21 protein-coding genes and 1 riboswitch are annotated in these 26291 nt (G+C 69.9%); of the genes, 13 read left to right on the forward strand and 8 right to left on the reverse strand.

Annotated elements, in window-relative coordinates:
• Positions 1 to 24 precede the first annotated feature (24 nt).
• Entirely contained in the window at positions 25 to 1152 is a 1128-nt protein-coding gene (locus tag ACW7G5_RS11680) for a glycosyltransferase (protein ID WP_457004689.1), read from the forward strand.
• Positions 1136 to 2512 carry an O-antigen ligase family protein gene (locus ACW7G5_RS11685; RefSeq protein WP_457004691.1) on the forward strand — a complete coding sequence of 459 codons (1377 nt, stop codon included), beginning with the start codon at positions 1136 to 1138 and terminating at the stop codon, positions 2510 to 2512. The genes ACW7G5_RS11680 and ACW7G5_RS11685 overlap by 17 nt, the downstream gene beginning before the upstream one ends.
• On the opposite strand, the gene lpxL is transcribed toward ACW7G5_RS11685, so the two are convergent.
• Positions 2506 to 3411, reverse strand: a complete 906-nt coding sequence (lpxL, locus tag ACW7G5_RS11690; RefSeq protein WP_457004693.1) for an LpxL/LpxP family Kdo(2)-lipid IV(A) lauroyl/palmitoleoyl acyltransferase — start codon at positions 3409 to 3411, stop codon at positions 2506 to 2508. The two genes, ACW7G5_RS11685 and lpxL, sit on opposite strands and share 7 nt — an antisense overlap.
• A gap of 67 nt (positions 3412 to 3478) precedes the next feature.
• Here lpxL and waaA point away from each other — a divergent pair, with 67 nt between their 5' ends.
• Positions 3479 to 4783, forward strand: a complete 1305-nt coding sequence (gene waaA / locus ACW7G5_RS11695) for a lipid IV(A) 3-deoxy-D-manno-octulosonic acid transferase (RefSeq protein ID WP_457004695.1) — start codon at positions 3479 to 3481, stop codon at positions 4781 to 4783.
• Between the two features lie 15 nt (positions 4784 to 4798).
• On the opposite strand, the gene ACW7G5_RS11700 is transcribed toward waaA, so the two are convergent.
• The 3 genes from ACW7G5_RS11700 to ACW7G5_RS11710 form a co-directional block, all read right to left on the reverse strand.
• Positions 4799 to 6142 carry a TolC family outer membrane protein gene (locus tag ACW7G5_RS11700; protein WP_457004697.1) on the reverse strand — a complete coding sequence of 448 codons (1344 nt, stop codon included), beginning with the start codon at positions 6140 to 6142 and terminating at the stop codon, positions 4799 to 4801.
• A 40-nt stretch (positions 6143 to 6182) separates the two neighbouring features.
• On the reverse strand, positions 6183 to 6836 hold the full coding sequence (locus ACW7G5_RS11705) for a protein-L-isoaspartate O-methyltransferase family protein (protein WP_457004699.1): 654 nt from the start codon (positions 6834 to 6836) through the stop codon (positions 6183 to 6185).
• Positions 6837 to 6964: 128 nt separating this feature from the next.
• A complete protein-coding gene (locus tag ACW7G5_RS11710; RefSeq protein WP_457004701.1) occupies positions 6965 to 7621 on the reverse strand; it encodes a TetR/AcrR family transcriptional regulator in 657 nt (218 codons plus the stop codon).
• A 93-nt stretch (positions 7622 to 7714) separates the two neighbouring features.
• On the opposite strand from ACW7G5_RS11710, the gene ACW7G5_RS11715 reads away from it, so the two are divergent.
• Positions 7715 to 8851 (forward strand): efflux RND transporter periplasmic adaptor subunit, encoded by a 1137-nt coding sequence (locus tag ACW7G5_RS11715; protein WP_457004703.1) that lies wholly within the window; start codon positions 7715 to 7717, stop codon positions 8849 to 8851.
• Between the two features lie 19 nt (positions 8852 to 8870).
• The gene (locus ACW7G5_RS11720; protein ID WP_457004705.1) at positions 8871 to 11957 is read left to right on the forward strand and encodes an efflux RND transporter permease subunit; all 3087 of its coding nucleotides are present in this window, start codon (positions 8871 to 8873) and stop codon (positions 11955 to 11957) included.
• A gap of 6 nt (positions 11958 to 11963) precedes the next feature.
• On the opposite strand, the gene ACW7G5_RS11725 is transcribed toward ACW7G5_RS11720, so the two are convergent.
• Positions 11964 to 12932 carry a homoserine kinase gene (locus tag ACW7G5_RS11725; RefSeq protein WP_457004707.1) on the reverse strand — a complete coding sequence of 323 codons (969 nt, stop codon included), beginning with the start codon at positions 12930 to 12932 and terminating at the stop codon, positions 11964 to 11966.
• 140 nt (positions 12933 to 13072) lie between these two features.
• Between ACW7G5_RS11725 and ACW7G5_RS11730 the strand changes: the two genes are divergently transcribed.
• The 5 genes from ACW7G5_RS11730 to ACW7G5_RS11750 all read left to right on the forward strand — a co-directional run bounded on the left by ACW7G5_RS11730 (position 13073) and on the right by ACW7G5_RS11750 (position 20830).
• Positions 13073 to 14911, forward strand: coding sequence for an FAD-dependent oxidoreductase (locus ACW7G5_RS11730; RefSeq protein WP_457004709.1), 1839 nt, complete (start codon positions 13073 to 13075; stop codon positions 14909 to 14911).
• The gene (locus ACW7G5_RS11735) at positions 14908 to 16746 is read left to right on the forward strand and encodes a 2-oxoacid:acceptor oxidoreductase subunit alpha (protein WP_457004711.1); all 1839 of its coding nucleotides are present in this window, start codon (positions 14908 to 14910) and stop codon (positions 16744 to 16746) included. The genes ACW7G5_RS11730 and ACW7G5_RS11735 overlap by 4 nt, the downstream gene beginning before the upstream one ends.
• The gene (locus ACW7G5_RS11740; protein ID WP_457004713.1) at positions 16743 to 17798 is read left to right on the forward strand and encodes a 2-oxoacid:ferredoxin oxidoreductase subunit beta; all 1056 of its coding nucleotides are present in this window, start codon (positions 16743 to 16745) and stop codon (positions 17796 to 17798) included. The genes ACW7G5_RS11735 and ACW7G5_RS11740 overlap by 4 nt, the downstream gene beginning before the upstream one ends.
• 175 nt (positions 17799 to 17973) lie before the next feature.
• Positions 17974 to 18075, forward strand: a riboswitch (TPP riboswitch).
• 78 nt (positions 18076 to 18153) lie between these two features.
• Positions 18154 to 20139: a phosphomethylpyrimidine synthase ThiC gene (gene thiC, locus ACW7G5_RS11745; protein WP_457004715.1), complete on the forward strand. Its 1986-nt coding sequence runs from the start codon at positions 18154 to 18156 to the stop codon at positions 20137 to 20139.
• A gap of 106 nt (positions 20140 to 20245) precedes the next feature.
• Entirely contained in the window at positions 20246 to 20830 is a 585-nt protein-coding gene (locus tag ACW7G5_RS11750) for a DUF4136 domain-containing protein (protein ID WP_457004717.1), read from the forward strand.
• A gap of 77 nt (positions 20831 to 20907) precedes the next feature.
• Here the strand turns inward: ACW7G5_RS11750 and ACW7G5_RS11755 are convergent, their stop codons facing one another.
• Both ACW7G5_RS11755 and ACW7G5_RS11760 read right to left on the reverse strand, forming a co-directional pair.
• Positions 20908 to 21195: a contact-dependent growth inhibition system immunity protein gene (locus ACW7G5_RS11755; RefSeq protein WP_457004719.1), complete on the reverse strand. Its 288-nt coding sequence runs from the start codon at positions 21193 to 21195 to the stop codon at positions 20908 to 20910.
• Positions 21196 to 21216: 21 nt separating this feature from the next.
• Complete coding sequence (locus ACW7G5_RS11760) at positions 21217 to 21993, reverse strand: RNase A-like domain-containing protein (protein WP_457004721.1); 777 nt, start codon at positions 21991 to 21993, stop codon at positions 21217 to 21219.
• Between the two features lie 136 nt (positions 21994 to 22129).
• On the opposite strand from ACW7G5_RS11760, the gene ACW7G5_RS11765 reads away from it, so the two are divergent.
• Entirely contained in the window at positions 22130 to 22822 is a 693-nt protein-coding gene (locus ACW7G5_RS11765; RefSeq protein ID WP_457004723.1) for an ion channel, read from the forward strand.
• Positions 22823 to 22897: 75 nt separating this feature from the next.
• Here ACW7G5_RS11765 and ppa read toward each other — a convergent pair whose 3' ends face one another.
• On the reverse strand, positions 22898 to 23428 hold the full coding sequence (ppa, locus tag ACW7G5_RS11770) for an inorganic diphosphatase (RefSeq protein WP_457004725.1): 531 nt from the start codon (positions 23426 to 23428) through the stop codon (positions 22898 to 22900).
• A gap of 221 nt (positions 23429 to 23649) precedes the next feature.
• On the opposite strand from ppa, the gene ACW7G5_RS11775 reads away from it, so the two are divergent.
• Entirely contained in the window at positions 23650 to 25224 is a 1575-nt protein-coding gene (locus ACW7G5_RS11775; protein WP_457004727.1) for a M91 family zinc metallopeptidase, read from the forward strand.
• Positions 25225 to 25324: 100 nt separating this feature from the next.
• On the forward strand, positions 25325 to 25975 hold the full coding sequence (locus ACW7G5_RS11780; protein ID WP_457004729.1) for a hypothetical protein: 651 nt from the start codon (positions 25325 to 25327) through the stop codon (positions 25973 to 25975).
• Positions 25976 to 26291: the final 316 nt, after the last annotated feature.

Raw genomic sequence — 26291 nt, forward strand, 5'->3', positions numbered from 1 at the left:
TCCGGCACGCGGCGCCGCCGGCGCATGCCCCGGCCGCTGACCGTCCTGCAGCTGCTTCCGGCCCTGGAGGCGGGGGGCGTCGAGCGTTCCACCCTCGAAGTGTCGGCGGCCCTGGTTGCCGCGGGACATCGCGCGCTCGTGGCATCGGCCGGTGGCCGGCTGCTGCCAGCGCTGCTCGCGTGCGGAGCGGAGCACGTCGCCCTCGATATCGGCCGCAAATCGCTTGCCACCCTGCGCCTGGTGCGTCCGCTGCGGCAGCTGATGGTCGAGCAGGGCGTGGATATCGTGCACGCGCGTTCGCGGCTGCCGGCCTGGATCGGCTGGCGCGCGCTGGCAGGGCTGTCCGCGGAGGCGCGGCCGCGCTTCGCCACCACGGTCCACGGCCTCAATTCGCCGTCGCGCTACAGCCAGGTGATGGCCCGCGGCCAACGCATCATCTGCGTCTCGGCCACCGTGCGCGAACACGTGCTGCGGCACTATCCGGGGACCGATCCCGGTCGGCTGCGCGTGATCCCCCGCGGCATCGATCCTGCGGCCTTCCCGCGCGCAGCGCTGCCGGATCCGGCAGCGCGGGCCGCGGCGGCCACGGAGCACCCGCAGCTGGATGGCGACGGCCCGCTGCTGTTGATGCCGGGTCGCGGCACCCGGCTGAAGGGCCATGTCGACGCGCTCGAACTGCTTGCCGGCCTGCGCGCCGGTGGCCTCGACGCCAAGCTGTGGATGCCCGGCGCACGCGATCCCGCGCGCGCGGCCTACGTCTCCGAACTTGAAGCGCAAGCGCAGGCCCTTGGCGTCGCCGCTGCCGTGGCGATCACGCCACCGACCGCGGCGATCGCCGAAGCCTATGCCGCCTGCGACCTGGTGCTGCAACTTTCGCGCAAGCCCGAAGCCTTTGGCCGCACCGTGATCGAAGCCCTGTCCGTGGGCCGGCCCGTGCTTGGCTGGGACCACGGCGGCGTCGGTGAACTGCTGCGCGAACTGCAGCCGGATGGCGCGGTACCGGTTTTCGACTCAGCTGCGCTGGGCGAGGGCGCACGCGGGATGCTTGCGCGCGACACGCGGCTTCCAGCTACGATTCCACCGGCTCCAGCCAGGTATTCGCTCCGGTCCATGCAGGACGCCACCCTCTCGGTTTATGACGAACTCCGCTGACACCATCCCCGCAACGCCGCATGCGACCGCCGCCGGGTGGCGCTGGGCGCCGCACTGGGTGTTGGTCTTCGTCGCGCTGTGGCCCGCGCCCGGTTATGCCGAAGCCATCGTGGCCCTGGGTACGCTGGTGGTCATCATCAAGCTCGCGGCCACGCGCTTCCGCGGTGGCGCGACGCTGCTCAGCGGCCCGGCCTGGGCCCTGACCAGCGTGCTGTTCTTCGCCTACTGGCTGCCCGAGCTGCTGTCGGCGGTCGGCTCGGTCGACCCGGCGCGTGCGCTGCGCGAGGCGGCGGTCGACCTGCGCTACCTGCCCTTCCTGTGGCTGGTGGCGATCGCGGTTGCCGACGACCGCGGCAGGCGGCTGACGTTCGGCGGCCTGGCCGTGATCATCGCGGTGTGGACCATGGACGCGCTGGTGGAGGTGGCGTTCGACACCAGCCCGTTGTTCTGGGGCATCGATATCGCCAAGCAGCTGATCAGCGGTGGGCCGATGTGCGACCTCGAGCAAATCGCGCGCGCCGATCGCCTGGGCGGCGTGCTGGGTCCATGCAACCTCAAGCTCGGCCTGGTGCTGGCCAGCCTGTCGCCATTCCTGCTCTACGCCGCGGGACGGCGCTGGAAGACCGCGGGCTGGGTGCTTGCGGCGGCGGCAGTGGGCATCGCCATCGTGTTCGCAGGTTCGCGCGCCTCCTGGCTGACCTACGGCCTGGTGCTGCTGCTCTCCGGCTGGCGCCTGCTGGGCTGGAAGCAACTGCTGCTGGTGTTCGCCGCCGGCGCCGTGGTGACGGTCGCCGTGGGCCTGGCATCGCCGGAGGTGCGCCTGCGCCTGGAGCGGACCTCGCACGCCTTCCAGGCCGGCGAGCATGGCGTCGATACCGCGCTTTCGGGCCGCACCCGGATCTGGGGCGCCGCGCTGTGCATGGTGCGCGAACACCCGTTCAACGGCGTCGGTGCCCGCGGCTTCCGCGAAGCGTTCCCGGACTGCGATCCGGACGCAGGGACGGTGGCCGCCTGGGGTGAGGGACCGGCCCTGCATGCGCACCAGATCGTGCTCGAGATACTCAGCGAAACCGGCCTCATCGGACTGCTGCTGTGGCTGTCGGGCGTGGCGCTGGCGGTGCGCGCCTGGCGCTATGCGGGCACGGCGGCGCGCGAACGCGCACGGCCGGCGATGCTTGCGCTGCTGGTGACGGTGTTCCCGCTCAACACCCACCTGGCGTTCTATTCGACCTTCTGGGGCGCGCTGACCCTGATGCTGGCCGCGCTGTATGCCGGCAGTCTGCTGGCCCGCGCCAACGCGGGCGCGAAGGGTACGAACGCGACGCTCCCGCCTCCAGCCGCCGCACCCGCGTCTCAGTAGGCCGAGCTGCCGTCAGGCTGCCGCTTGAAGCGGCGGTGGATCCACAGGTACTGCTCCGGCGCCGCGCGCGCCATGGTTTCGATCGCGGCCATCACCTCGGCGGTGTCCGCGGTCGCATCGCGCGAGGGATAGCCTTCGCTGGCCGGGAACAGGCGCAGGGTATAGCCGCCGTCATCGCGCCGGGCGTGCTGGTAGAACAGCACCGCCGCGCCGGACATGCGCGCCAGCTGGTGGGTCGAGGTCAGGCTGTGCGCCGGCTGGCCGAAGAAGGGCACGTACACGCTGTCGCCGCGGCTCGGGTCCTGGTCGGGCGCGTACCAGAGCAGGCCGCCGCGCTTGAGGTGGCGCACGGTGCCGCGCAGGTCCTGCTTGGGGAACATCGCCGCGGCGTAGCGCAAGCGGCCCCGGCGCACCGCCCATTCCATCGCCGGCTGCGCGTGCGGGCGGTACATGCCGGCCAACGGCACGTAGTCGCACATCAGCCGGCCGCAGACCTCCAGCGTGGTGAAGTGGCCGCTGACCACGATCACCCCGCGGCCACCGGCGCGCGCCGCCTCCATGTGCTCCAGGCCCTCGACCACGAGCCCGCGGCGCAGCGGCTCCACCGAGCCCCACCAGGCACGGGCGAATTCGAACAGGCCGATGCCGATGGCGGCGAAGTGCCGGCGCAGCAGTGCCTCGCGGGCGACGGCGTCGAGCTCCGGGAGGCACAGTTCGAGGTTGCGCGCGGCTACGCGGCGGCGCGCGGGCAGCGCGCGCCGCAGCAGCCCGCCAATGGCGCGGCCGAGTGCGCGCTGCAACGGCCACGGCAGACGCGCCAGCAGCGCCATCGCGCCGATTCCCATCCATGTGGGCCAGTGGCGTGGTCCCAGCGGCGGTCTGTCCCGGTGTGTGGCCATGCGTTGATTCTAAGGGCTGCGCCGCGGCATGCGCCCGCGCACGCCGCGGCTTCGCTATCCTTGGCGCATGGAGGCCGCCCCCCGTGATCGCGCTGTCGAACGCCTGCTGCGCGGCCTGTATTCGGCCGCGCTGTACCTGCTCGTGCCGGTCACGGTCTACCACCTGATCTGGCGCGGTTTCCGCCAGCCCGAGTACCTGGAGCGCTGGGGCGAACGCTACGCTGCCTACCGCACGCCGCCGCTGGAGGGCTGCGTGTGGGTGCACGCGGTCTCGGTGGGCGAGGTCACCGCCGCCGCGCCGCTGGTCAACGCCCTGCTCGAGCGCCGTCCCGACCTGCGCCTGCTGGTCACCACCATCACCCCGACCGGTTCGGCGCGCGTGCGCGCGCTGTGGGGCGATCGCGTCGAGCATGTCTACCTGCCCTACGACCTGTCCGGCGCGGTGCGCCGCTTCCTCGGGCATTTCCGCCCGCGGCTGGCGCTGGTGCTGGAAACCGAACTCTGGCCGAACCTGCTGTTCTGCTGCCGCGACCACGGCATTCCCGCCTACCTGGTCAACGCGCGCCTGTCCGAGCGCTCGCTGCGCGGCTACCGCGCGCTGCGTCCACTGATCGGCCGCGCGCTGCGCACCCTGGCCTGCGTGGCCGCGCAGTCCGACGCCGACGGCGCGCGCTTCGTGCGCCTGGGCGCGGAGCCGGCGGCGGTCTCGGTGCTCGGCAACCTGAAGTTCGACGTCAAGGTGGACGACGCCGCGCGCCGGGTCGCGGCCGCGTTCGACGGACACAGCGGTGGCCGCGCGGCGTGGATCGCCGCCAGCACGCACCCGGACGAAGAGGCCGCGGTGATCGCCATCCACCGTCGGCTGCGCGAGCGCTGGCCGGACCTGGTTCTGCTGTGGGCGCCGCGCCATCCCGAACGCTTCCGCCCGGTGGCCCAGGCCTGCGTCGAGGCCGGCTGGCGGGTGGCCACGCGCAAGCTCACGCAATGGCCCGATCACGACGACGATGTCTTCGTGATCGATACCCTGGGCGAGCTGGTGAATTTCTATGCCTGCGCGAAGGTGGCCTTCGTCGGCGGCAGCCTGCAGCCGGTGGGCGGGCACAACCTGCTGGAGCCTGCGGCGCTTGGCGTGGCCGTGGTCACCGGGCCGCACCTGCACAATTTCGCCGACATCGCGCGGCAGATGGACGCTGCCGGCGCCGTGCGCATCGGCGCGGACGCCGAGGCCGTGGGTGATGCGGTGGAAGCGCTGCTGGCCGACGCCGATGCGCGCGCGGCGATGTCGGCGCAGGGGCTGCGGCTGGTGATGGAGGGCCGCGGCGCGCTGGCGCGGACGATCGCGATGATCACGCCTGAGCTGCCCCCGGCGTGATCATCGTGGCGTTGCTCAGCCCCCGGCGCTGGTGTCCGGGGTGGCCGCGTCGACCGTGAGCAGGCGGTTGATTTCCTGCACGTTGCCGATATCCAGCGTGCCCGCGGCCTGGGCCAGGAGCAGCCGGTTCTGCAGGTAGTTGTAGCGCGCCAGCGCGTACTGCTGTTCGGCGTTGAACAGGTTCTGCTGGTTGATCAGCACGTCGACCACGGTGCGGGTGCCCACTTCCAGGCCAACCTGGGAGGCCTCGTACGCACTGCGCGCCGAGATCAGCGCCTGGCGGCGGGCCTCGATCTCGCTGACGCCGGCGACCACCGTCTGGTACGCGTTGCGGGTGTTGCGGTCGAGCGCGCGGCGGGCCTGTTCGAGCTGCTGCCCGGAGATATCGCGGCGCGACAGCGCCTGGCGGACCTGCGACTGGGTGGCACCACCGCTGAAGATCGGCACGCTCAGGGTCAGGCCGATGCTGTGTCCTTCGCCAGTGGACGTGCCGGTGCCGCCGCCGGTGCCGAGATCGCCCCAGGCCGCGCCGTTGTCATAGCCGGCGCCAAGGGTGAGCCGCGGCAGGTGGCCCGAACGGGCGGTGTTGACGTTGTGCTCGGCGGCGCTGACGTTGTACTCGGCGGCGCGCAGCGAGGGGTTGTTCTCCAGCGCGCTTGCGAGCCAGCGGTCGAGGCCGTTGCCTTCCGGCGCTTGGGGCTGGAAGTCCTCGGGCAGCGCGCGCAGGGTGCGCACCGGCCGGCCGGTGATCTCGGCCAGTGCCTGGTATGCGTCCTCGAGGGCATTGCGCGCGAGGATGGTGTTGGCGCGCGCGGCGTCGTACTGGGCGCGCGCTTCGTGCACGTCGGTGATCGGTGCCAGGCCCACTTCAAGGCGCTTGTCGGCGAAGTCGAACTGCTTCTGCAGCGCTTCTTCCGCGGCCTCGGCGGCGGCCAGGGTCTCGATCGCCACCAGCACGTTGAAATAGTTGGCCGAGGTGCGCGTGATCAACTCGTCGTTGGCGGCCTCGAGGTCAAGCCCGGCGGCTGCGTCCAGGTCGCGCTGCGCGCGCAGGTTGGAGATCGCGCCGAGGTCGAACACCGTCTGGCTGAGGTCCACGCCGACGCTGCGACGACGCGCATCGCCGTCGACGCCGGCGGCGTAGCTGCGGTTGATCGATGCGCTGCCGTTGATCTGCGGCAGCAGGCTGGCGCGGGCCTGGACGCGGCCCTCGCGGCTGATGTCGCGGTTGGCTTCGGAAATCGCCAGCTGCGGATCGCTGCCGCGCGCCAGCTCGTAGGTCTGCAGCAGGTCTTCGGCCGATGCCGCGGCGGGCAGCATGGCGAGGAGGAGCGCAAGGGCGAGGGGGCGACGGATCATCAGGGGAAGTCCTTGGTCGGGCCGGCCGTCAGGCCGGCGGTCAGAACGTGAATGCAGGCACCGGCGCGGCGCCGGCGAGATAGGCGATTTCGGTTTCAAACAACGATTCAATGCGGTTGCCGTTGACGTCGGGGTGCACGAGCACCGCCTCCATGGCCGGCGCGCGGCCACGCACGATGAACATGCGGCCGCCGGGGCGCAGCCAGCCGATGAAGCGCTCCGGCACGATGTCGGCCGCGGCGCTGACGCAGATCGCGTCGAACTGGCGGCCCGGCTCCCAGGCGAACGCGTCGGCATGGACCACCGAGACGTTGCTGGCGCCCTGCGCCAGCAGCGCGGCCTGCGCGCCCCGGGCAAGGTCGGCGTGGCGTTCGATCGTGGTCACTGCGCGTGCAAGCCGGCCCAAGCACGCGGCCATGAAGCCGCTGCCAGTGCCGATCTCGAGCACGTCCTCGGAACCTTCCAGCGCCAGCGCCTGCAGCGCGCGGCCTTCGACCACAGGCTTCATCATCGATTCGCCGTGGGCCAGGGGCAGGGCGATGTCGGCATAGGCCAGTGCACGATGCGCGGCCGGCACGAAGGCGTCGCGCGGCAGGCGCAGCAGCACGTCCAGCACGCCGGGTTCAAGCACGTCCCATGGGCGGATCTGCTGCTCGACCATGGCTTCACGTGCTTTGGCGAAATCGAGGGTCATGGTGTCGGGGCCTGGCGGGTCTGGGTGACCGGCCATTTTACGGTGTATTTGCGGGGGGTGCCGACAGCATCGCCGCGACAGGGTGCCCTGCCTGAGTGCCGGAAGTCACCGGGCCGCTCGGCGGGGGCTCACGGCGCCGGGCGGCGGGCGTAGGCGCGCAGGAAGAGCTCCACCGTGGCCTCCAGGTGCGCATCGACGTCGAAACCGGGCGTGTCGCCGCAGCCCATCATCAGCCGGGGATGGAGTTCGCCCCTGAGCAGGGCGAAGAACTGGCTCGCCGCGCGCCCGGTGTCGGCCACGTCCAGTTCGCCGGTGGCGGTGCGGCGCGCCAGGAGCGCCGCGAACCCGGCCTGCAGGTGGCCGGCGCCTGCGTCCCAGAACATGCGCGACAGCCTGGGATCCACGCGCGCGGGCATGCATACCAGGCGGAAGCCGGCGAGCGCTTCGGGCGAGGTCATCAGCGCGTGCACCGCGCGCGCGATGCCGACCAGGCGCGGCCGCAGCGCCGTGCCCGGCGATGGCGTGAACAGGGATGGCGGCACCTGCTGCTCGCAGTAGTGCTCGACCGCGGCGGCGAACAGCGTGTCCTTGTCGCCGAAGTGGCTGTAGACGGTGAGCTTGGACACGCCGGCCCCGGCCGCGATCTGGTCCATGCTCACGCCCTCGAAGCCATGCTCGAGGAACATGCGCTGGGCCGCGTCGAGGATTGCCGCGCGCTTGGCAAGGTCCTTGGGGCGGCCCGGTGCGGGACGCGGCGCCACCGGCTGGTCGCTGGGCGTGGACATCGGCAAATACTAGACCGTGGAGTTTTGTAAATATAGCATCGCGCCTTGAAGCCCGGGTCCCGGGTCCGTGACAGGAGCGGCGCCATGGTTGGCATGCGCGGGATCCGATGGCTGGGCGGCGCCGCGCTTGGGCTGGCGCTGGCCGCGTGCGGTGGCGCGGAGCCGGAGCAGGCAGCGTCGCGCCCGGTGCTGGTGGCCCGGCCGCAGGCGGCGGCCGGCGTCGCGCGCAGCTATTCCGGCGAGGTCCGCGCGCGCGAGGAAAGCCCGCTGGCCTTCCGCGTGGGCGGCAAGCTGCTCCGGCGCGAGGTCGATGTCGGAGACCGGGTGGCCCGGGGCGACCTGCTGGCGGTGATCGACGCCGGTGATTTCGAGGCCCAGGCCCGCGCGGCCGAGGCCCGGCTATCCGCCGCCGAGGCCCAGCGCAAGCGCGCCGCCGCCGATCGCGCCCGCTACGCCACGCTTGCCGCGGAGCAACTGGTCAGCCGCTCCGCGCTTGACGCCCAGGATGCCGCCTGGCGCGCCGCCGAGGGCGAGGCCCGCGCCGCGCGTGCCCAGGTCGACGTCGCGCGCAACCAGGCCGGCTATGCGGAGCTCCGCGCCCCCGCCGACGGCGTGATCGCCAGCCGCCAGGCCGAGGCCGGGCAGGTGGTGGCGGCCGGGCAGGCGGTGTTCACCCTGGCCGGCGACGACGGTCGCGAGGTCGCGATCGCGCTGCCGGAGTCCGCGATTGGCGATTACGCCGTGGGCCAGCCGGTCGAGGTCGAACTCTGGACCGCGCCCGGCGAGCGCCTGCCGGGGCATTTCCGCGAGATTTCCCCGGCGGCCGACGCCACCGCGCGCACCTACGCGGCCCGCGTGGCGCTGGACGGCGAGGCCGCCGCGCGCGTGGCGCTGGGACAGAGCGCGAGGGTGCGCGTGGCCAATGGCGGTTCTTCGCTTTCGGTGCCATTGGCAGCGGTGCAGGCCGGGGGCTCCGGCAAGGCTGGTGACGGCAAGGCTGGCAGCAGCACGGCTTCGGTGTGGGTATTCAAGGACGGCCGCGTCCACGCCGTCGCCGTGGGGACCGGCGATTTCGGCGCCGAGCGGGTCCCGGTGACCGCGGGCCTGGATGCCGATGACTGGGTGGTGGTCGCCGGCGGCCATCTGCTCCGCGATGGCCAGGAAGTGACCGCGGTCGATCTGCACAATCGTCCGGTCGACGCACATGCCCCGGTGGAGCCGTCGGAGTGACTGCCGGAACCGCGGCGCGATGAGCGGCCCGCGCTTCAACCTGTCCGCATGGGCGCTGCGCAACCGTGCCCTGGTGGTGTACGTGATGCTGGTGGCGGCCCTGGTGGGCGCCTGGTCGTACAAGCAGCTCGGGCAGTCCGAAGACCCGCCCTTCACCTTCAAGGCCATGGTGGTGCGCACCGTGTGGCCGGGCGCCACCGCCGACCAGGTCGCGCGCCAGGTCACCGACCGCGTCGAGCGCGCGCTGATGGAGACCGGGCGCTACGAGATGATCCGTTCGTACTCGCGGCCCGGCGAGTCGCAGGTCATCTTCATGGCCTCCGATTCGCTGCCGCAGCGCGACGTCCCGGAGCTCTGGTACCAGGTGCGCAAGAAGGTCGGTGACATCCGGCCGATGCTGCCTGCGGAAGTGATCGGCCCGTTCTTCAACGACGAATTCGGCGACACCTTCGGCAACATCTATGCGCTGACCGGCGAGGGCTTCGACTACGCCGTGCTCGAGGACTACGCCGAGCGCATCGAACTGGAACTCCAACGCCTGCCCGACGTCGGCAAGGTGGAGCTGATCGGCCTCCAGGACGAGAAGGTCTTCGTCGAGGCCAGCAACACGCGCCTGGCCACGCTGGGCGTGCCGATGGAGGCGCTGCAGCAGGCGCTGGCGCAGCAGAACGCGGTGGCGCCGGCGGGCTTTGTCGAAACCGCGACCGACCGCGTGCAGCTGCGCGTGGACGGCGCCTTCCGTTCGGTGGACGAGATCCGCGCGCTGCCGGTGCGCGCCGGTGATCGCACCCTGCGCCTGGGCGACGTGGCCGAGGTGCGGCGCGGGTACGCCGACCCGGCCGCGCCGCGGATGCGCTTCATGGGCGAGGACGCGATCGGCATCGGCGTGGCCCTGCGCGACGGTGGCGACATCCTGGCCTTGGGCGACACGCTGGCCGCGGAGGCCGCGCGCCTGCGCGACACGCTGCCGGTCGGGATGGAGCTGCGCAAGGTGTCCGACCAGCCGGCGGCGGTGCGCGAATCGGTGGGCGAGTTCGTGAAGGTGCTGGCCGAGGCGGTGGTGATCGTGCTGCTGGTCTGCTTCTTCTCGCTCGGCCTGCGCACGGGCCTGGTGGTGGCGGTGTCGATACCGCTGGTGCTGGCGATGACCTTCGCGCTGATGCACTGGTTCGGCATCGGCCTGCACAAGGTGTCGCTGGGCGCGCTGGTGCTGGCGCTGGGCCTGCTGGTGGACGACGCGATCATCGCGGTCGAGATGATGGCCATCCGCATGGAGCAGGGCGACGACCGGCTCACCGCCGCAAGCTACGCCTGGTCGCATACCGCGTTCCCGATGCTGACCGGCACCCTGGTGACGGCGGCCGGCTTCCTGCCGATCGCGACCGCGGCCTCGTCGGTGGGCGAGTACACGCGCTCGCTGTTCCAGGTGGTCGGCATCGCCCTGGTGGTGTCGTGGATCGCGGCGGTGTTGTTCATCCCGCTGCTGGGCGAGAAGATGCTGCCGGACTTCGCGACGCAGGCGCACGACCACGATCCCTACCAGCGCCCGTTCTATCGGCGCCTGCGCAGGATGCTGGACTGGTGCCTGGTGCACCGCTGGCTGGTGATCGCGGCGACGGTGGCGCTGCTGGTGATGTCGCTGATCGGCTTCCGCTTCGTGCCGCAGCAGTTCTTCCCGGACTCGCAGCGGCTGGAGCTGATGGTCGACCTGGAGCTGGCCGAGGGCGCTTCGCTGCGCGCGACCGGCGACGCCGCCACGCGGCTTGAAGCGCTGCTCGCGGACCATCCCGGCATCGAGAACCACGTCGCCTATATCGGCAGCGGTTCGCCGCGCTTCTACCTGCCGCTGGACCAGCAGCTGCCGCAGACCAACTTCGCCCAGTTCGTGGTCCTGGCGCGTGACGTCGACGCCCGCGAGACGCTGCGCGACTGGCTGATCGACGAGGTCACGCCGCTGTTCCCGGAGCTGCAGCTGCGCGTGACCCGGCTCGAGAACGGGCCGCCGGTCGGCTATCCGGTGCAGTTCCGGGTCTCGGGCGAGCATGCCGACGAGGCGCGCGCGATCGCGCGCGAGGTCGCCGACAAGGTGCGCGCCAATCCGCACGTGGCCAATGTCAACCTCGACTGGGACGAGCCGAGCAAGGTCGTGCGCCTGGTGATCGACCAGGAGCGCGCGCGCGTGCTGGGCGTCGACTCGCAGCAGCTGGCGCGGTTCCTGTCGGCCTCGCTGTCGGGCCAGGCGGTGGGCGTGTACCGCGAGGGCAACGAGCTGATCGAAGTGGTGATGCGCGGACCCGTCGACGAGCGCACCGCGCTCGACCAGCTTGGCAGCCTCACCGTGCACGGCGCCGACGACAAGCCGATCCCGATGTCGCAGGTGGCGCGGCTGGAATACGCCTTCGAGGACGGCATCATCTGGCACCGCGACCGCCTGCCGACGGTGACCGTGCGTGCCGACGTGCGCGGCGATGCGATGCCGGCGACGGTGGTGTCGGAGCTGCTGCCCGGGCTGGAAGGCATCCGCGACGCGCTGCCGCCCGGCTACCTGCTGGAGACCGGGGGCACGATGGAGGATTCCGCGCGCGGCCAGGACTCGATCGCCGCGGGCATGCCGCTGTTCCTGTTCGCGGTGGCGACGCTGTTGATGCTGCAGCTGCGCAGCTTCTCGCGCAGCGCGATGGTCTTCGCCACCGCCCCACTGGGGCTGGTGGGCGCGGTGCTGTTCCTGCTGGTGTTTCGCGTGCCCTTCGGCTTCGTGGCCCTGCTCGGCACGATCGCGCTGGCGGGCATGGTGATGCGCAACTCGATCATCCTGGTCGACCAGATCCAGCAGGACATCGACGCCGGGCACGCGCGCTGGGACGCGGTGATCGATGCCACCGTGCGCCGCTTCCGCCCGATCGTGCTGACCGCGCTGGCCGCGATCCTGGCGATGATCCCGCTGTCACGCAGCGTGTTCTTCGGGCCGATGGCGGTGGCGATCATGGGCGGACTGACAGTGGCCACCGTGCTGACCCTGGTGTTCGTGCCGGCGCTGTACGCGGCGTGGTTCCGGGTGCGCCGCGAAGAACCTGCGCAGCCCTCATCCGATCCATCGCTTCTGTAGCCGCTCCTACAGGAAGCGCGGGTCGGAGTGGGCGCAGGGGCCGGTGCGGATGAGCAGCTCCGCGCGCGGCCCTGCCACGGGCGACACATGCGCCTGCGCGGCCACGCCGGCGCCTGCGAAACCCGCCACCATCGCGGGCGCCGCCGCTTCCGCCGCCGCCCGCGATGCGAACCACGCGAAGCACGCGGGACCGCCGCCGGAGATGCTGGCACCGAGTGCGCCGTGGTCGAGCGCGGCCTGCTTGACCGCGGCGAAGCCCGGGATCAGCGGCGCGCGCCGGGGCTCCACCAGCACGTCGCGCAGGCCTTCGCCGATCAGGGTGGCATCGCCCCGCGCCAGTCCGGTCAGGAACAGCGCCAGGTGCGTGGAGTGCGCGACCACCTGTGGCAGCGGATAGGGCTCGGCCAGGACCGCGCGCGCGCGCCGCGTTTCCAGCACCAGATCCGGCTGCACGACTACGCAGTGCAGCCAATCCGGAACCTCCAGGCGCAGCAGCCGCGTGGGGGTGGCCAGCGCCACGCCGCCGAGCAGCATCGGGCCGACGTTGTCACCCTGGCGGCTGTGGGTCGACGCCCACTCGCCTTCCAGCGCGAACGGGTAGAGCGCTTCGCGCGAGAGCGGCTGCCCAAGCAGGGTGTTCGCCGCGACCAGGGCGGCCACGCAGGACGCCGCCGAGCCGCCGAGTCCCGAGCCCAGCGGGATGCCCTTGTCGAGTTCGATCGCGAAGCCGTGGCCAAGTCCCAGCGCCTCGCGCAGCGCCATCAGCGCACGCCCGGCGGTGTTGGCCGCGGCGTCCAGCGGAATCCCCTCGATACCGCGCACGGCATCCACGCGAACCAGGGGCTCTTCAATGACGCGCACGGTGGCGACGTCGCGCGGCCCTTCGATGACGTGCCCGAGCAGGTCGAAGCCGACGCCAATGTTGCCGACGCTTGCGGGGGCGAACGCGCGAGCCTGCCGATGGTCGAGGGTCATGCCCGGGATTGTCCCATCCCGCGGCCTGGGCCGCAGGCCGATGCCTTGCTGCGGCGCGGCAAGACCTGCGCGCGCTTGCGCCTAGACTGTCCGCGCGAGCGACGACCGGCGCGTCCGGCCAGCCAGCAGCGAGGGTCGCAGTGAAGCCGACCGATATCCGCAATCCCGACACCTTCCACAAGGTCGTCGACTGCCAGTGGGCATGTCCCGCGCACACCCCGGTTCCCGAATACATCCGCCTGATCGCCGCCGGCCGCCACGCCGACGCGTATATGGTCAACTGGGTGAGCAACGTGTTTCCGGGCATCCTTGGCCGCACCTGCGACCGCCCTTGCGAGCCGGCCTGCCGCCGCGGCCGGGTCGAGGAGAACAACGGTCCGCCGTCGATGCGCGACAAGCCCGAGCCGGTGGCGATCTGCCGGCTCAAGCGCGTCGCCGCCGACCACAAGGGCGATGTCCGCGGGCGCATGCCCAAGGTGCCGGCGGAGGGCAACGGCCGGCGCATCGCCTGCGTCGGCGCGGGGCCGTCGTCGCTGACCGTGGCCCGCGACCTGGCGCCGCTGGGCTACGACATCACGATATTTGAAGCCGATCCGAAGGCCGGCGGCTTCATGCGCACCCAGGTGCCGCGCTTCCGCCTGCCGGAAGAGGTGATCGACGAGGAGACCGGCTACATCCTCGACCTGGGGGTGAAATTTGTCGGCGACACGCGCATCGAATCGATGAAGTCGCTGCTGGCGCAGGGCTTTGATGCGGTCTTCGTCGGCAGCGGCGCGCCGCGCGGGCGCGACCTTGACCTGCCCGGCCGGCAGGAATGCGCGGACAACATCCATGTCGGCCTCGACTGGCTGGCGAACGTCTATTTCGGTCACGTCACCCGCGTCGGCCGCCGGGTGCTGGTGCTGGGCGGCGGCAATACCGCGATGGACTGCTGCCGCTCGGCGCGCCGGATGGGCGGCGAAGACGTGACGGTCGTGGTGCGCTCGGGCTTCGACGAAATGAAGGCCAGCCCGTGGGAGAAAGAGGACGCGATGCATGAGGGCATCCCGATCCTCGACTGCCGCGTGCCCAAGGCCTTCGAGCACGCCAGCGGCCGGCTCACCGGCATGCGCTTCGAGCGCGTGCGCGCCGAGTACGACGGGCGCGGCCGCCGCAGGCTGGTGCCGACCGGCGAGCCCGATGACGTGATCCCCTGCGACGAAGTGCTGGTCGCGGTCGGCCAGGAGAATGCCTTCCCGTGGATCGAACGTGACCTCGGCATCGACTTCGACGAGTGGGGCATGCCGGTGGTCGACAAGGTGACCCACCAGTCGACGCTGCCGCAGCTGTTCATCGGCGGCGACGCCGCGTTCGGGCCCAAGAACATCATCTGGGCGGTGGCGCACGGCCATGCCGCGGCGATCTCGATCGACCGCCTGCTCAACGGAGATGACGTTCGCATCCGTCCGGCACCCGGCACCTGGCTGGAATCGCAGAAGATGGGCATCCACGAGTGGCAGTACGACAACGCGGTCTCGCCCGACGAGCGCTTCGCGGTGCCGTGGTCGGAGGCGGCGAAGAAGCTCGACAGCATGCACGTCGAGGTCGAGCTCGGCTTCGACGCGGCGACCGCGTGGAAGGAAACCCAGCGTTGCCTCAACTGCGACGTGCAGACGGTGTTCACCGCCGAAAAATGCATCGAATGCGATGCCTGCGTCGACATCTGCCCGACCGACTGCATCACCTTCACCGCCAACGGCGAGGAAGAAGAGCTGCGTACGCGGCTGACCGCACCGGCCTTGAACCTCGAACAGGATCTGTATGTGTCCGGGCCGCTGAAGACGCAGCGGGTGATGGTCAAGGACGAGGACGTCTGCCTGCACTGCAGCCTGTGCGCCGAACGCTGCCCCACCGGCGCCTGGGACATGCAGAAGTTCCTGCTGCTGGAGACCCATGCCGGCGGCGACCGCCGCGGCGCCAGGAAGAAGGAGGCGGCATGACCCCCGGGTATTCGCCGCTGCAGTCGGTCAATGATTTCGTGGTCAAGTTCGCCAACGTCAACGGCTCCGGCTCGGCTTCGGCCAACGAGCTCTTCGCCAAGGCGATCCTGCGCATGGGCGTGCCGGTCAGCCCGCGCAACATCTTCCCGTCCAACATCCAGGGGCTGCCGACCTGGTACGAGGTGCGGGTGTGCGAGCGCGGCTGGCTGGGGCGCCGCGGCGGCGTCGACATGATGGTGGCGATGAACCCGCAGACCTGGGATGTCGATGTCGCCGAGATCGAGCCTGGGGGCTACCTGTTCTACGACAGCAGCAGGCCGCTGTCGCGCTCGCGCCTGCGCGACGACATCAACGTCATCGGCGTGCCGCTGACCGAAATGTGCAACGCCGCCTGGGACGATCCGCGCCAGCGCCAGCTGTTCAAGAACATCATGTACGTGGGCGCGCTGTCGGCGCTGCTGGACATCGACCCGGCGATGGTGGAGGCCCTGATCGGCGAGCAGTACAAGAGCAAACCGAAGCTCCAAGCGCCCAATATCCAGGCGCTGGACCTGGGGCGCGACTGGGTACGCGAGCACCTGCCGCACCCCATCGGCCTGCGCGTGCAGCAGGCGGACGCGGTTGGCGACCGGATCTTCGTCGAGGGCAACGACGCCGCGGCCCTGGGCTGCGTCTATGGCGGCGCCACGGTCTGTGCCTGGTACCCGATCACACCGTCGTCGTCGCTGGCCGAGGGCTTCCAGAAGTACTGCCAGAAATTCCGCGTCGACGACGAGGGCGGGGCGCGCTACGCGATGATCCAGGCCGAGGACGAGATCGCTTCGATCGGCATGGTGGTCGGCGCCGGCTGGAACGGCGCGCGCGCGTTCACCACCACTTCGGGGCCCGGCGTGTCGCTGATGAACGAGTTCATCGGCCTGGCCTACTTCGCCGAGATCCCGGTGACGATCATCAACGTGCAGCGCGGCGGCCCGTCCACCGGCATGCCCACCCGCACCCAGCAGTCCGACGTGCTGGCCTGCGCGCACGCCTCGCATGGCGACACCAAGCACGTACTGTTGTTTCCGGAGGATCCGCGTGAGTGCTTCGACTTCGCCGCTGCTTCGTTCGATCTCGCCGACCGGCTGCAGACGCCGGTGTTCGTGATGAGCGATCTCGACATCGGCATGAACCAGAGGTTGTGCGCACCCTTTGAATGGGACGACGCGCGCGTCTACGACCGCGGCAAGGTGATGACCGCCGAAATGCTCGACTCCGGGCGCGAGTTCGCGCGCTACAAGGACGTCGACGGCGACGGCATTCCCTGGCGCACCTGGCCCGGAACGCATCCCGGCAAGGGCGCGTATTTCACCCGCGGCACCTCGCGCAACCCGCACGCGCAGTATTCGGAGCGCGGCGCTGACTATGTCTACAACATGCAGCGCCTGCTGCAGAAGTTCGACACCGCCAAGGCCCTGTTGCCGCAGCCGGTGGTCGGGCAGGCGGCGCTGCCTGCGCGCTTCGGCGTGATCTTCTACGGGTCCACCAGCCCGGCGATGGCCGAGGCGATCGAACAGCTGCGCGACGCCGGCATCGCGCTCGATACGTTGCGGGTGCGTGCATACCCGTTCCCGGATTCCGTACGCGGGTTCATCGACGCCCATGAACAGGTGTTCGTGGTCGAACAGAACCGCGACGCCCAACTGCGCCTGCTGCTGATCGACGCCTTCGACATCGATCCGGCGCGGCTGCCCGCGGTGCTGCACTACGACGGCACGCCGATCACCGCGCGCTTCATTTCCGGCGCGATCCAGGCGCATATGCAGCTCGAAGCCAGACAGGAAAACGTGGCATGACCTATCTTGCCAAGCCCGCGCTCCACCATCCGACGTTGCGCTGCAACGCCATCGGCTTCACCCGCCGCGACTACGAGGGCAAGATCAGCACCCTGTGCGCCGGCTGCGGCCACGACTCGATCTCGGCGGCGATCATCCAGGCCTGCTGGGAACTCGACATCGAGCCGCACCGCATCGCCAAGCTGTCGGGCATCGGCTGCAGTTCCAAGACTCCGGACTATTTCCTCGGCCAGTCGCACGGCTTCAACACCGTGCACGGACGCATGCCTTCGGTGCTGACCGGCGCCAACCTCGCCAACCGCACGCTTACCTACCTCGGCGTCTCCGGCGATGGCGACTCGGCCTCGATCGGCATCGGCCAGTTCGTGCATGCCATCCGCCGCGGCGTGAACATGACCTACATCGTCGAGAACAACGGTGTCTACGGCCTGACCAAGGGCCAGTTTTCGGCCACTGCCGACCAGGGCTCGGTGTCCAAGCGCGGCGTGGCCAACGCCGACAGCCCGCTGGACTTGGTGACCATGGCGCTGCAGCTTGGCGCAAGCTACGTCGGGCGCAGCTTCTCCGGCGACAAGCAGCAGCTGGTGCCGCTGATCAAGGGTGCGCTGTCGCATCGCGGCGCGGCGTTCATCGACGTGATCAGCCCCTGCGTCGCGTTCAACAACCACGCCGGAAGCACCAAGAGTTACGACTACGTGCGCGAGCACAACGATGCCGTCAACCGGCTCGACGTGATGCCGCCGCGCGCGGCGATCGAAGTCGAACAGGCCGCCGGCAGCACGATCGATGTGGCCCAGCACGACGGCAGCGTGTTGCGCCTGCACAAGCTCGACGCCGGCTACGACCCGCGCGACCGGATCGGTGCGCTGAACCTGATTCACCAGCGCCAGGCACGCGGCGAGGTTGCCACCGGCCTGCTCTACGTCGATCCCGAAGCCGGCGACCTGCACAGCCACCTGGGCACGGTCGCAACGCCGCTCAACGCGCTCGGCCCCGGGGAACTCGGGCCGGGGAGCGCCGCGCTTGCCAGGCTCAACGCCACCCTGCGCTGAAGGTCCGCTATCCCGGTTGGCGGCACCCCGTGGCTCGTGGTCGCGGGCAATCTGTGGGAGCGGCTATAGCCACGATCCGGGCTGGGAAAAGATCGTTCGCGGCTATAGCCGCTCCCACAGACATCGCCCGAGGGCTGCTGGACATTGGCGGACAGCGTACGCCGTGCTCAAATGGCAGCCGAAGCGGGGGTACCGCGGCCGGCACGGCGTGGTTGAGACAGACCCTTCGAACCTGATGCGGTTTATACCGCCGTAGGGAAGCTTCGCGACAGCGCCACCGGTCCCGGTGGGGCTGCTGCGCCTTCGCTTCGTCCAGCACGCGGGAGCCTCCCGCGGCACCCACAGGACGATGCCGATGAACGCAGTGCCTTCGCCCCTGCTGCAGCAGGCGCAACAGCTTTCCGAATCCGTCACCCGCCCGATCTCCGGATCGCGCAAGGTCTTCGTCGAGGGTTCGCGCCCCGACCTGCAGGTGGCCATGCGCGAGATCGTGCAGACCGCGACCCCGACCCTGTTCGGTGGCGAGGACAACCCGCCGATCCCCGTATACGACACCTCCGGGCCGTATACCGATCCGGGAGCCGACATCGACCTTTCCGCCGGTCTGCCGACGCGGCGCGCAGCCTGGATTGCCGAGCGCGGCGACACCGAACGCCTGGATGCGCTGAGTTCGGCCTTCGGCCGCGGACGCGAGACCGACGCGCGCCTGGAGGCGGTGCGGTTCCCGGCGCGCGCGCTGCCGCTGCGGGCCAGGGCCGGTGCCAATGTCACCCAGATGCACTACGCGCGGCGCGGCATCGTCACGCCGGAGATGGAGTACGTCGCGATCCGCGAGAACCAGCGGCTGGACAAGTTGTTGGAGGAGATGCAGCTGCGAGCCGGAGGAGAGATCGCAGCCATAGCTGCTCCTACAGATGCGGAGGTCGCAGCTATAGTCGCCCCTACGGGTGGGGTGGTTGGCAAGGGAGGGGGTCCGCTGCTGGCGCAGCACCCGGGGCAGTCGTTCGGGGCGTCGATCCCGGCGCGGATCACGCCGGAATTCGTGCGCGACGAGATCGCGCGTGGTCGCGCCATCCTGCCCTGCAACATCAACCACCCCGAAAGCGAGCCGATGATCATCGGCCGCAACTTCCTCACCAAGATCAACGCCAACATCGGCAACAGCGCCGTGAGCTCCGGTATCGCGGAAGAGGTTGAAAAGCTGGTCTGGGCGATCCGCTGGGGCGCGGACAACGTCATGGACCTCAGCACCGGCAAGCACATCCACGAGACCCGCGAGTGGATCATCCGCAACTCGCCGGTGCCCATTGGCACGGTGCCGATCTACCAGGCGTTGGAGAAGGTCGACGGCCGCGCCGAGGAGCTGAGCTGGGAGATCTTCCGCGACACGCTGGTCGAACAGGCCGAGCAGGGCGTGGACTACTTCACCATCCACGCCGGCGTCCTGCTGCGCCATGTACCGCTGACCGCGAAGCGTGTCACCGGCATTGTCAGCCGCGGCGGCTCGATCATGGCCAAGTGGTGCCTGTCGCACCACAGGGAAAGCTTCCTCTACGAACACTTCGAGGACATCTGCGAAATCATGAAGGCCTACGACGTGGCCTTTTCGCTGGGTGACGGTCTGCGCCCGGGTTGCATCGCCGATGCCAACGACGCCGCCCAGTTCGCGGAGCTCGAAACACTGGGCGAGCTCACGAAGATCGCCTGGAAGCACGACGTCCAATGCATGGTCGAAGGCCCGGGGCACGTGCCGATGCAGCTGATCAAGGAGAACATGGACAAGCAGCTGGCCGAATGCGGCGAGGCGCCGTTCTACACCTTGGGCCCGCTGACCACCGACATCGCCCCGGGCTACGACCACATCACCAGCGCGATCGGTGCGGCCATGATCGGCTGGTTCGGCACCGCCATGCTCTGCTACGTGACGCCCAAGGAGCACCTGGGCCTGCCCAACCGCCAGGACGTGCGCGACGGGATCATGGCCTATCGGATCGCGGCGCACGCCGCCGACCTGGCCAAGGGTCATCCCGGTGCCCAGGTGCGCGACAACGCCCTGAGCAAGGCGCGCTTCGAGTTCCGCTGGGAAGACCAGTTCAACCTCGGCCTGGATCCGGAGAAGGCAAAAGAGTTCCACGACGAGACCCTGCCCAAGGATGCACACAAGCTGGCCCACTTCTGTTCCATGTGCGGTCCGCACTTCTGCAGCATGAAGATCACCCAGGACGTGCGGGACTACGCCGCCGGACGGGAGATCGACGAGGCCGCCGCGTTGGAGGCGGGCATGGCCGACAAGGCCGCCGAGTTCAGGGCGGCGGGGGCCGAGGTCTACCGCCGCGACTGAACGAAGGGAAACCAACCGGACGGCGGGGCGCCTCCAGGCGCCCCGCATCACATGCGCGCGGCCCGCCGCATGCTAGCGTCCAAGCACCCGCGAAAGGAGGTTCGCCATGGCACGCATCCGACCGTCATTCCGCTGGCTGCTGGCCGCGATTCTTCTGGGCCTGCTCACCGCCTGCGCCACGGGTCCACGCATCAGTTCGGATTCCGATCCGCGTGCGGACTTCTCCACCTACCGGACCTTCGCCTTCTATTCGCCGCTGGCGATCGAGCGCGAGGGCTACGCCAGTCTGGTCAGCGGCCGGATGAAGGCCGCGGCGCGCGCGCAGATGGAATCACGCGGCTACCGCTACAGCGAACAGGATCCCGACCTGTGGCTCAACATCAACGCCTACATGCAGCAGCGCACCGACGTCAGCACCATTCCCGACGTCGACTACGCCTACTACTACAGCTACCGGCACCGTGGCTACGTGGCCATGCCGTACTGGAACGAGCGCACCACCGTCAGCCGCTACACCGAGGGCACGATGAACATCGACTTGGTGGATGCGGGCCGCAATGCCCTGGTCTGGGAAGGCATCGCCGTGGGTCGGGTCACGCGCAACCAGGATCCCCTCCAGCGCGATGCGGCCATCGACAGCACGATCGCCGAGATCTTTGCGGCGTATCCGCACCGCGCGGGAGCGCGCTGAGCCGGCTGTTGCCCGGGCGCAGCCCTGCCCGGGAGCAGGAGTCCGCCGCCGCCGCGAGACGGCCGGCGTTTCGCCGATCAGCGCGTAAAGGCGGCTTGCAGGGACGCCAGCCAGCCCTGCCAGTTGCCGCCGTCGCGGCTCGGGTCGTATTCGCTGCCCAAGGACTGCATGCGCGCGCCAAGCGCGGCTTCGTCAAGGCCTTCACTCGCCAGTTTTGAAAGATCGTCGCGCACGGCAATGATCTCCGCGTCGGCTTCGCTGCCCAGATAGGCATCGACCACGCCGGTGGCCGTGTCGTGTTCCATCGCCCAGTCCTGGTGGAAATAGGCGGACAGGAAGTTCTCAAGCGCGGGGGTGTCGCTCATGCAGGGGCCTCGGGATCGTGATCAGGGCGTCGAAGGATAGCCGGTGACGATGCGATACCCGGTATCGAGCCGGTCCGAGCGCTCCAGCACCAGGCGCACCGAGAACACGTCCTCGGCGCTGCTGTCGCCGCGCTTGACCGAGATGCCGGTGGTGGCGTCGAAGCTGGCGTCGATCACCAGACGGTTGCCACCCTTGCCGTCGACCCAGGCGTCGATGCGGTCCTGGTGCTCGGACAGGGTGGCGGCCACGAAGTGCTCTGCTTCCTCGATGTCGCGGAAGCTGGAGGCGGCGCTGATGTTGTCGTTGCGCACGCGATCGACCAGCCACTCCTCGCTCTTGCCGACGTGGCGCTCGATCAGGTGGCCGCCGGCGTCCTCGTGGGCCTGGAGGCCGCCGCCGGGAACTTGGCCGGGCGCGTCGGGACCATCCGGGACATCCGGACCATCGACATCATCGACGCCCAAGTGGGCGTCGAGTTCGTTGACCGTGGCCTCGACCGCGTTGCGCTCGGCGCGCGGAAGCTGGCTCGTGTCGAGTTCGCCCAGCGCATCGCGGATGCGGCCCAGCAGCGGGTCGAGATGCTCGCCGAAGGTCTGGTCGCCGCCGGCGAGGGAGATCGCGTCCCGCACCTGCCCCAGGAAACCTTCGATGTCGCCGCCGTCGGCGAGGTCCTGGATGTGGGATACGAGATCGGCATCGGGATCCGCTGCCGCGGCCATGGCCGTGCGGCTGGACGGCTGCTGCAGCGACGCCAACGACCATTGGCTTGCCGGTGAAAGGGCTTGGGTGACATCCATCACGTGCGGCGCCTCGTGTTCGGGGGAGCCATGAAGCCTAGGGAGCGCATGCCGGCGCGGACAGCTGGTGCCTGCCCGAGGGTGGGCGCCGCGCGCCATGCGTGCGCACGCGGCCCCGGCGCGGCACACTCCGCCGATGGTCAACATCCTCCGCAATCCGATGCGCTGGTCCGCGGCCGCGGCGAGGCATCCTTCGGCGCTGCTCCTGGCTGTGCAGTTGGTCAGCCTGCTGCTCTATCCGCTGATGGACGGCAGCGAAAGCCGCGTGCTGTTCAGCGCGTTCACCCTGGTGGCGGTGCCGCTGGCAGTCTGGGTGGTCTCGCGCAGCCACGCCGCGAACGGATTCGCATGGGCGCTGGCGGTGCCCGCGATGCTGCTGGCCGGCGCCGCGATCGGGTTCGACCTGCCGCTGCTCGCGGTGGCTTCGGCCGCGCTGGAGTCAGTGCTTTACTTCTACGCCGCCGGCGCGCTGATCGTGTACATGCTCGAAGACCACACGGTCACCGTCGACGAGCTGTTCGCGGCCGCCGCGGCGTTCACCCTGCTGGCCTGGGGCTTCGCCTATGCCTTCCTGGTCTGCCAGGCGATCCTGCCGGCCAGCTTCACCGGCCTGGTCGAGCCGGAGCGGCCGCGGCGCTGGATCGAGCTGCTGTTCCTGAGCTTCTCGACGCTGTCGGGCACCGGCAACGGCGACATCATGCCGCTGACGCCATATGCGCGGGTGCTGGTGATGCTGGAGCAGTTCGCGGGCGTGGGCTATATCGCAGCCGTGGTGTCACGGCTGATCGCGCTGAGTATCGTGCGCCAGCGCGGGCGCAGCCGGGACTGAGCGCCGGCAATCCGGGAAACCCGGCTTGCCGGCGACTTTTCGGGGTTCCGGAGCCTGGCGCCTGCCGGGCGCGTGTTACGGGGCGCGGTAGCGCTCGATCGCCTCGAGCAGCAGGCCCTTGGCCTCGGCGGCGTTGCCCCAGCCCTCGATCTTGACCCACTTGCCCTTCTCGAGGTCCTTGTAGTGCTCGAAGAAGTGGCCGATGCGCTCCAGCCAGTGCCCGGATACCTGGTCGATGTCGTGGATGTGCGCGTAGCCGGCGAACACCTTCGGCTCCGGCACCGCCAGCAGCTTCTCGTCGCTGCCGGCCTCGTCGGTCATCTTCAGCACGCCCACCGGGCGGCAGCGGATCACCGAGCCCGGCACCAGCGGCAGCGGCAGGATCACCATCACGTCGGCCGGGTCGCCGTCGCCGCAGACGGTGTTGGGCACGTAGCCGTAATTGCAGGGGTAGCGCATGGGGGTCGACAGCACGCGGTCGACGAAGATCGCCCCGGACTCCTTGTCGACCTCGTACTTGACGGGCTCGGCGTCCTTGGGGATCTCGATGATGACGTTGATTTCGTCCGGCGGACTCTTGCCGGTGGTCACATGATCCAGGCCCATGGGTGCTCCAGTGGTGCGGGCGAACCGGAATGGGCCGCTGCCGCGTAAGGGAAGGCGTCCATTCTACGCGTCGCTGTTGCGACGCAGCAAAGGGCGTCGCAGGTGACGCGTGGGGGATGAACAGGAGGCGGGCAAACCCGAGGTGGGGTACGCCCCAGCTTGGTGTCGGTGACGGTCCGGTTACACAGTACGGCACCGTATCCACAAGCAGAGATCTCCGTATGAGCATCCAGTCCGCCAGTTTCGACCCCGGCGTCAGCGCCATGGCCCAGTTCGAGCGCGCGGGCTATTGGAACAACCCCGACGCCCCGCACCAGCACGACCACGGTGCCGAAGCCCTGGGCAGCGATGCCCCGGCGCCGCGGCCGGTCGACGTGGGCGGCAGCGACGTCGTGGACGCCGACCTGGACTCGCCCCAGGCTGAAGGCCAGAAAATCGACGGCGGTTCCGACAATCCCGCCGAGCGCAGCCAGCGCAGCACCGTGGACGGCAAGCCGATCGTGGTGGATCCGCTGCATTCGGACAAGGGCGTGGAGGTGGCGCGCGAGCGCACCATCGACGCATGGAACCAGGTCAGCAGCGACCAGCTGGTGTTCACCACCGGCGCCGGCGATGACAGCTTCGGCGTCAAGCAGCGCGACGACGGCACGCTCGACGTGAACATCAACGGCGAAAGCTACGAGGTCCGCCTGGACCGCGGGCAGGAGCTGACCATCCGCGCCGGCGCCGGCGACGACGTCATCGAGGTGGCGCCCAACGTCAAGGTCAACATCGTGGTTGAAGGCGGCGATGGCGACGACACCATCACCACCGGTGCCGGCGACGACCGTATCGACGGCGGGCGCGGCAATGACACGATCTTCTCCGGTGCCGGTCGCGACGACATCTTCGGCGGCAGCGGCGACGATGTCCTGGTCGGCGGTGATGGCGTCAACATCATCCACGGCGCCGACGGCAACGACGAGATCACCGCCGGCTCGGGCACCAACTTCATCGAGGGCGGCGCCGGCGACGACATGATCCAGGGCGCCGGCAAGAGCGACATCCTGTCCGGTGGCACGGGCAACGACCGCATCGCCGTGGGCGAGGGCAAGAGCACCGTCTACACCGGTGCCGGCGACGATACCGTCGACGCTGCGGGCGCCAACGCCACCGTCTATGCCGAGGTCGGCGACCTGATCAATTCCGCGACCGGCAGCAAGCCGACGGTACTCAACGTCGCCATCGACGCCAATGCCGGCCACACCATCAAGGTCGAGGGTTCGGAAGGCTTCGTGCAGCGCATCCAGGCCGAGCTCGACTTCCTGCGCGCCTCCCCGGTGGGCCAGCAGATGCTGGCCGAGTTCGACAAGGCCGCCGACGTGAAGGGCAACATGGTCACGATCAAGGAGCTGGCCAACGAGCAGAACGGCTATGCCCAGACCTTCAGCCGCGACGCCGACATCGTGAACGGTCGCGCCGGCGCCGGCGGCAACGTCGACATCGTCTACAACCCCTCCTTCCACATGGACGCCTTCCCGGCCCCCGTGGTCGTGCTTTACCACGAGATGTCGCATGCCTATAACGGCGTGAACGGCACCTTCCAGCCTGGTGAGTACACCGGCCCGGGCCCTGACAACGGCACCGCCAACGCCGAGCGCCAGGCCGTGGGCCTGGAGACCAGCGCCCCCGCCTTTGATTTCGATGGCGATCGCTCCACCGCGCCGACCACCGCCAACCCGGACCACCTGACCGAGAACGGCATCCGCGAGGAGCTGGGCATGCCGGACCGCCCGAGCTACGCGATCGAGTTCTGATCATCCCCGGATTGACGATCGTTTCCGCGCAGCCTGCGTTCACCGCAGGCTGCGCGCTTTCGGTCATCCTGAGTGGAACCAACGAGGACACAGGTGAGGCATGGCCCTGAACATGATCCAGCGCGCGGGCGGCATCCTGGCCGCCGTCCTGTCGACGGCCGCAGTGATCCCGCATCCCGCCGCCGCCCAGCCACAAATGGAGTCCGAAGCCGTGAATGAAGAAGAGCGGGTGGCGCGCACAAGCGTCAGTGGAGAGGGCGCCATGCTCGAGGCCGCTTTCGATCCCGATGGCCAGCGCCTGGCGGTGCGCTACCGCATCAGCAATACCGGCGACGCGCCGCTTGCCGTGTTCGACCGCGGTGACAGCCACTCGGTGCTGACCAAGCGCCTGGTCGCCGGCGATGTGCCGGCGCCGAGGGTGGAAGACGGCGAGGACGGCCTGACGCTTTCGCATGCGGCGCAGCCGCTGCCGCACCCCGCGCCGACGTCGCCGCCGACGCCGCTGGCCACGAAGCTCGGCCCCGGTGAAAGCCTGGATGCCGGCTTCGACATCGACCTGTCGCTGGTCGCCACCGTCGCCCGGGTGCGCTGGTGCCTGGGCGTGCTGCCCTTCGACGAGGCGGGGTTCAGGTCGGCAACGTCGGCAGGCGACGTGGCGGTGTGGTCGGCGCCCTTCAGCGTCGTCGAGCACCAGCAGCTGCTTTGCACACCGTGGTTCGACATGGCGGCGGGGACGTTCGAGGACGCGTGACGTTCGGGGCGATGCCGTGCGGTTGGTGTGTTGGCGCAGCGTCGCGTCTTTCGTTGGGGTTTGCGCTGCCCGCCGCGGACCCGACCTGTTTGGCGATCTGGCGGAGGGCAAAGTCGCAGCGTTGAGGTGGAACCGGTCGGTTCGTAACGACCAGGAGCGTCCCAGCCGCGACGCTCTTGATCTCCGTCCCGAAGCCGAAGAAGGACCGGAGCCCGTCCCGCGCACAGGGGGTGTGCGGAGAGCCGGCCATGGATGGCCGGCGCCCGGCGCTGGTAGCAGGACGCGGAGACGCCGGCGCAGCACACCCCCTGTGCGC

The sequence above is a fragment of the Luteimonas sp. A501 genome (genome assembly GCF_054052085.1).

Bases quoted from the DNA above. Each gene is read 5' to 3' on its own strand.
- ACW7G5_RS11680 (WP_457004689.1), top strand. From the start codon at position 25: ATGCCCCGGCCGCTGACCGTCCTGCAGCTGCTTCCGGCCCTGGAGGCG.
- ACW7G5_RS11685 (WP_457004691.1), top strand. From the start codon at position 1,136: ATGACGAACTCCGCTGACACCATCCCCGCAACGCCGCATGCGACCGCC.
- lpxL (WP_457004693.1), bottom strand. From the start codon at position 3,411: ATGGCCACACACCGGGACAGACCGCCGCTGGGACCACGCCACTGGCCC.
- waaA (WP_457004695.1), top strand. From the start codon at position 3,479: ATGGAGGCCGCCCCCCGTGATCGCGCTGTCGAACGCCTGCTGCGCGGC.
- ACW7G5_RS11700 (WP_457004697.1), bottom strand. From the start codon at position 6,142: ATGATCCGTCGCCCCCTCGCCCTTGCGCTCCTCCTCGCCATGCTGCCC.
- ACW7G5_RS11705 (WP_457004699.1), bottom strand. From the start codon at position 6,836: ATGACCCTCGATTTCGCCAAAGCACGTGAAGCCATGGTCGAGCAGCAG.
- ACW7G5_RS11710 (WP_457004701.1), bottom strand. From the start codon at position 7,621: ATGTCCACGCCCAGCGACCAGCCGGTGGCGCCGCGTCCCGCACCGGGC.
- ACW7G5_RS11715 (WP_457004703.1), top strand. From the start codon at position 7,715: ATGCGCGGGATCCGATGGCTGGGCGGCGCCGCGCTTGGGCTGGCGCTG.
- ACW7G5_RS11720 (WP_457004705.1), top strand. From the start codon at position 8,871: ATGAGCGGCCCGCGCTTCAACCTGTCCGCATGGGCGCTGCGCAACCGT.
- ACW7G5_RS11725 (WP_457004707.1), bottom strand. From the start codon at position 12,932: ATGACCCTCGACCATCGGCAGGCTCGCGCGTTCGCCCCCGCAAGCGTC.
- ACW7G5_RS11735 (WP_457004711.1), top strand. From the start codon at position 14,908: ATGACCCCCGGGTATTCGCCGCTGCAGTCGGTCAATGATTTCGTGGTC.
- ACW7G5_RS11740 (WP_457004713.1), top strand. From the start codon at position 16,743: ATGACCTATCTTGCCAAGCCCGCGCTCCACCATCCGACGTTGCGCTGC.
- thiC (WP_457004715.1), top strand. From the start codon at position 18,154: ATGAACGCAGTGCCTTCGCCCCTGCTGCAGCAGGCGCAACAGCTTTCC.
- ACW7G5_RS11750 (WP_457004717.1), top strand. From the start codon at position 20,246: ATGGCACGCATCCGACCGTCATTCCGCTGGCTGCTGGCCGCGATTCTT.
- ACW7G5_RS11755 (WP_457004719.1), bottom strand. From the start codon at position 21,195: ATGAGCGACACCCCCGCGCTTGAGAACTTCCTGTCCGCCTATTTCCAC.
- ACW7G5_RS11760 (WP_457004721.1), bottom strand. From the start codon at position 21,993: ATGGATGTCACCCAAGCCCTTTCACCGGCAAGCCAATGGTCGTTGGCG.
- ACW7G5_RS11765 (WP_457004723.1), top strand. From the start codon at position 22,130: ATGGTCAACATCCTCCGCAATCCGATGCGCTGGTCCGCGGCCGCGGCG.
- ppa (WP_457004725.1), bottom strand. From the start codon at position 23,428: ATGGGCCTGGATCATGTGACCACCGGCAAGAGTCCGCCGGACGAAATC.
- ACW7G5_RS11775 (WP_457004727.1), top strand. From the start codon at position 23,650: ATGAGCATCCAGTCCGCCAGTTTCGACCCCGGCGTCAGCGCCATGGCC.
- ACW7G5_RS11780 (WP_457004729.1), top strand. From the start codon at position 25,325: ATGGCCCTGAACATGATCCAGCGCGCGGGCGGCATCCTGGCCGCCGTC.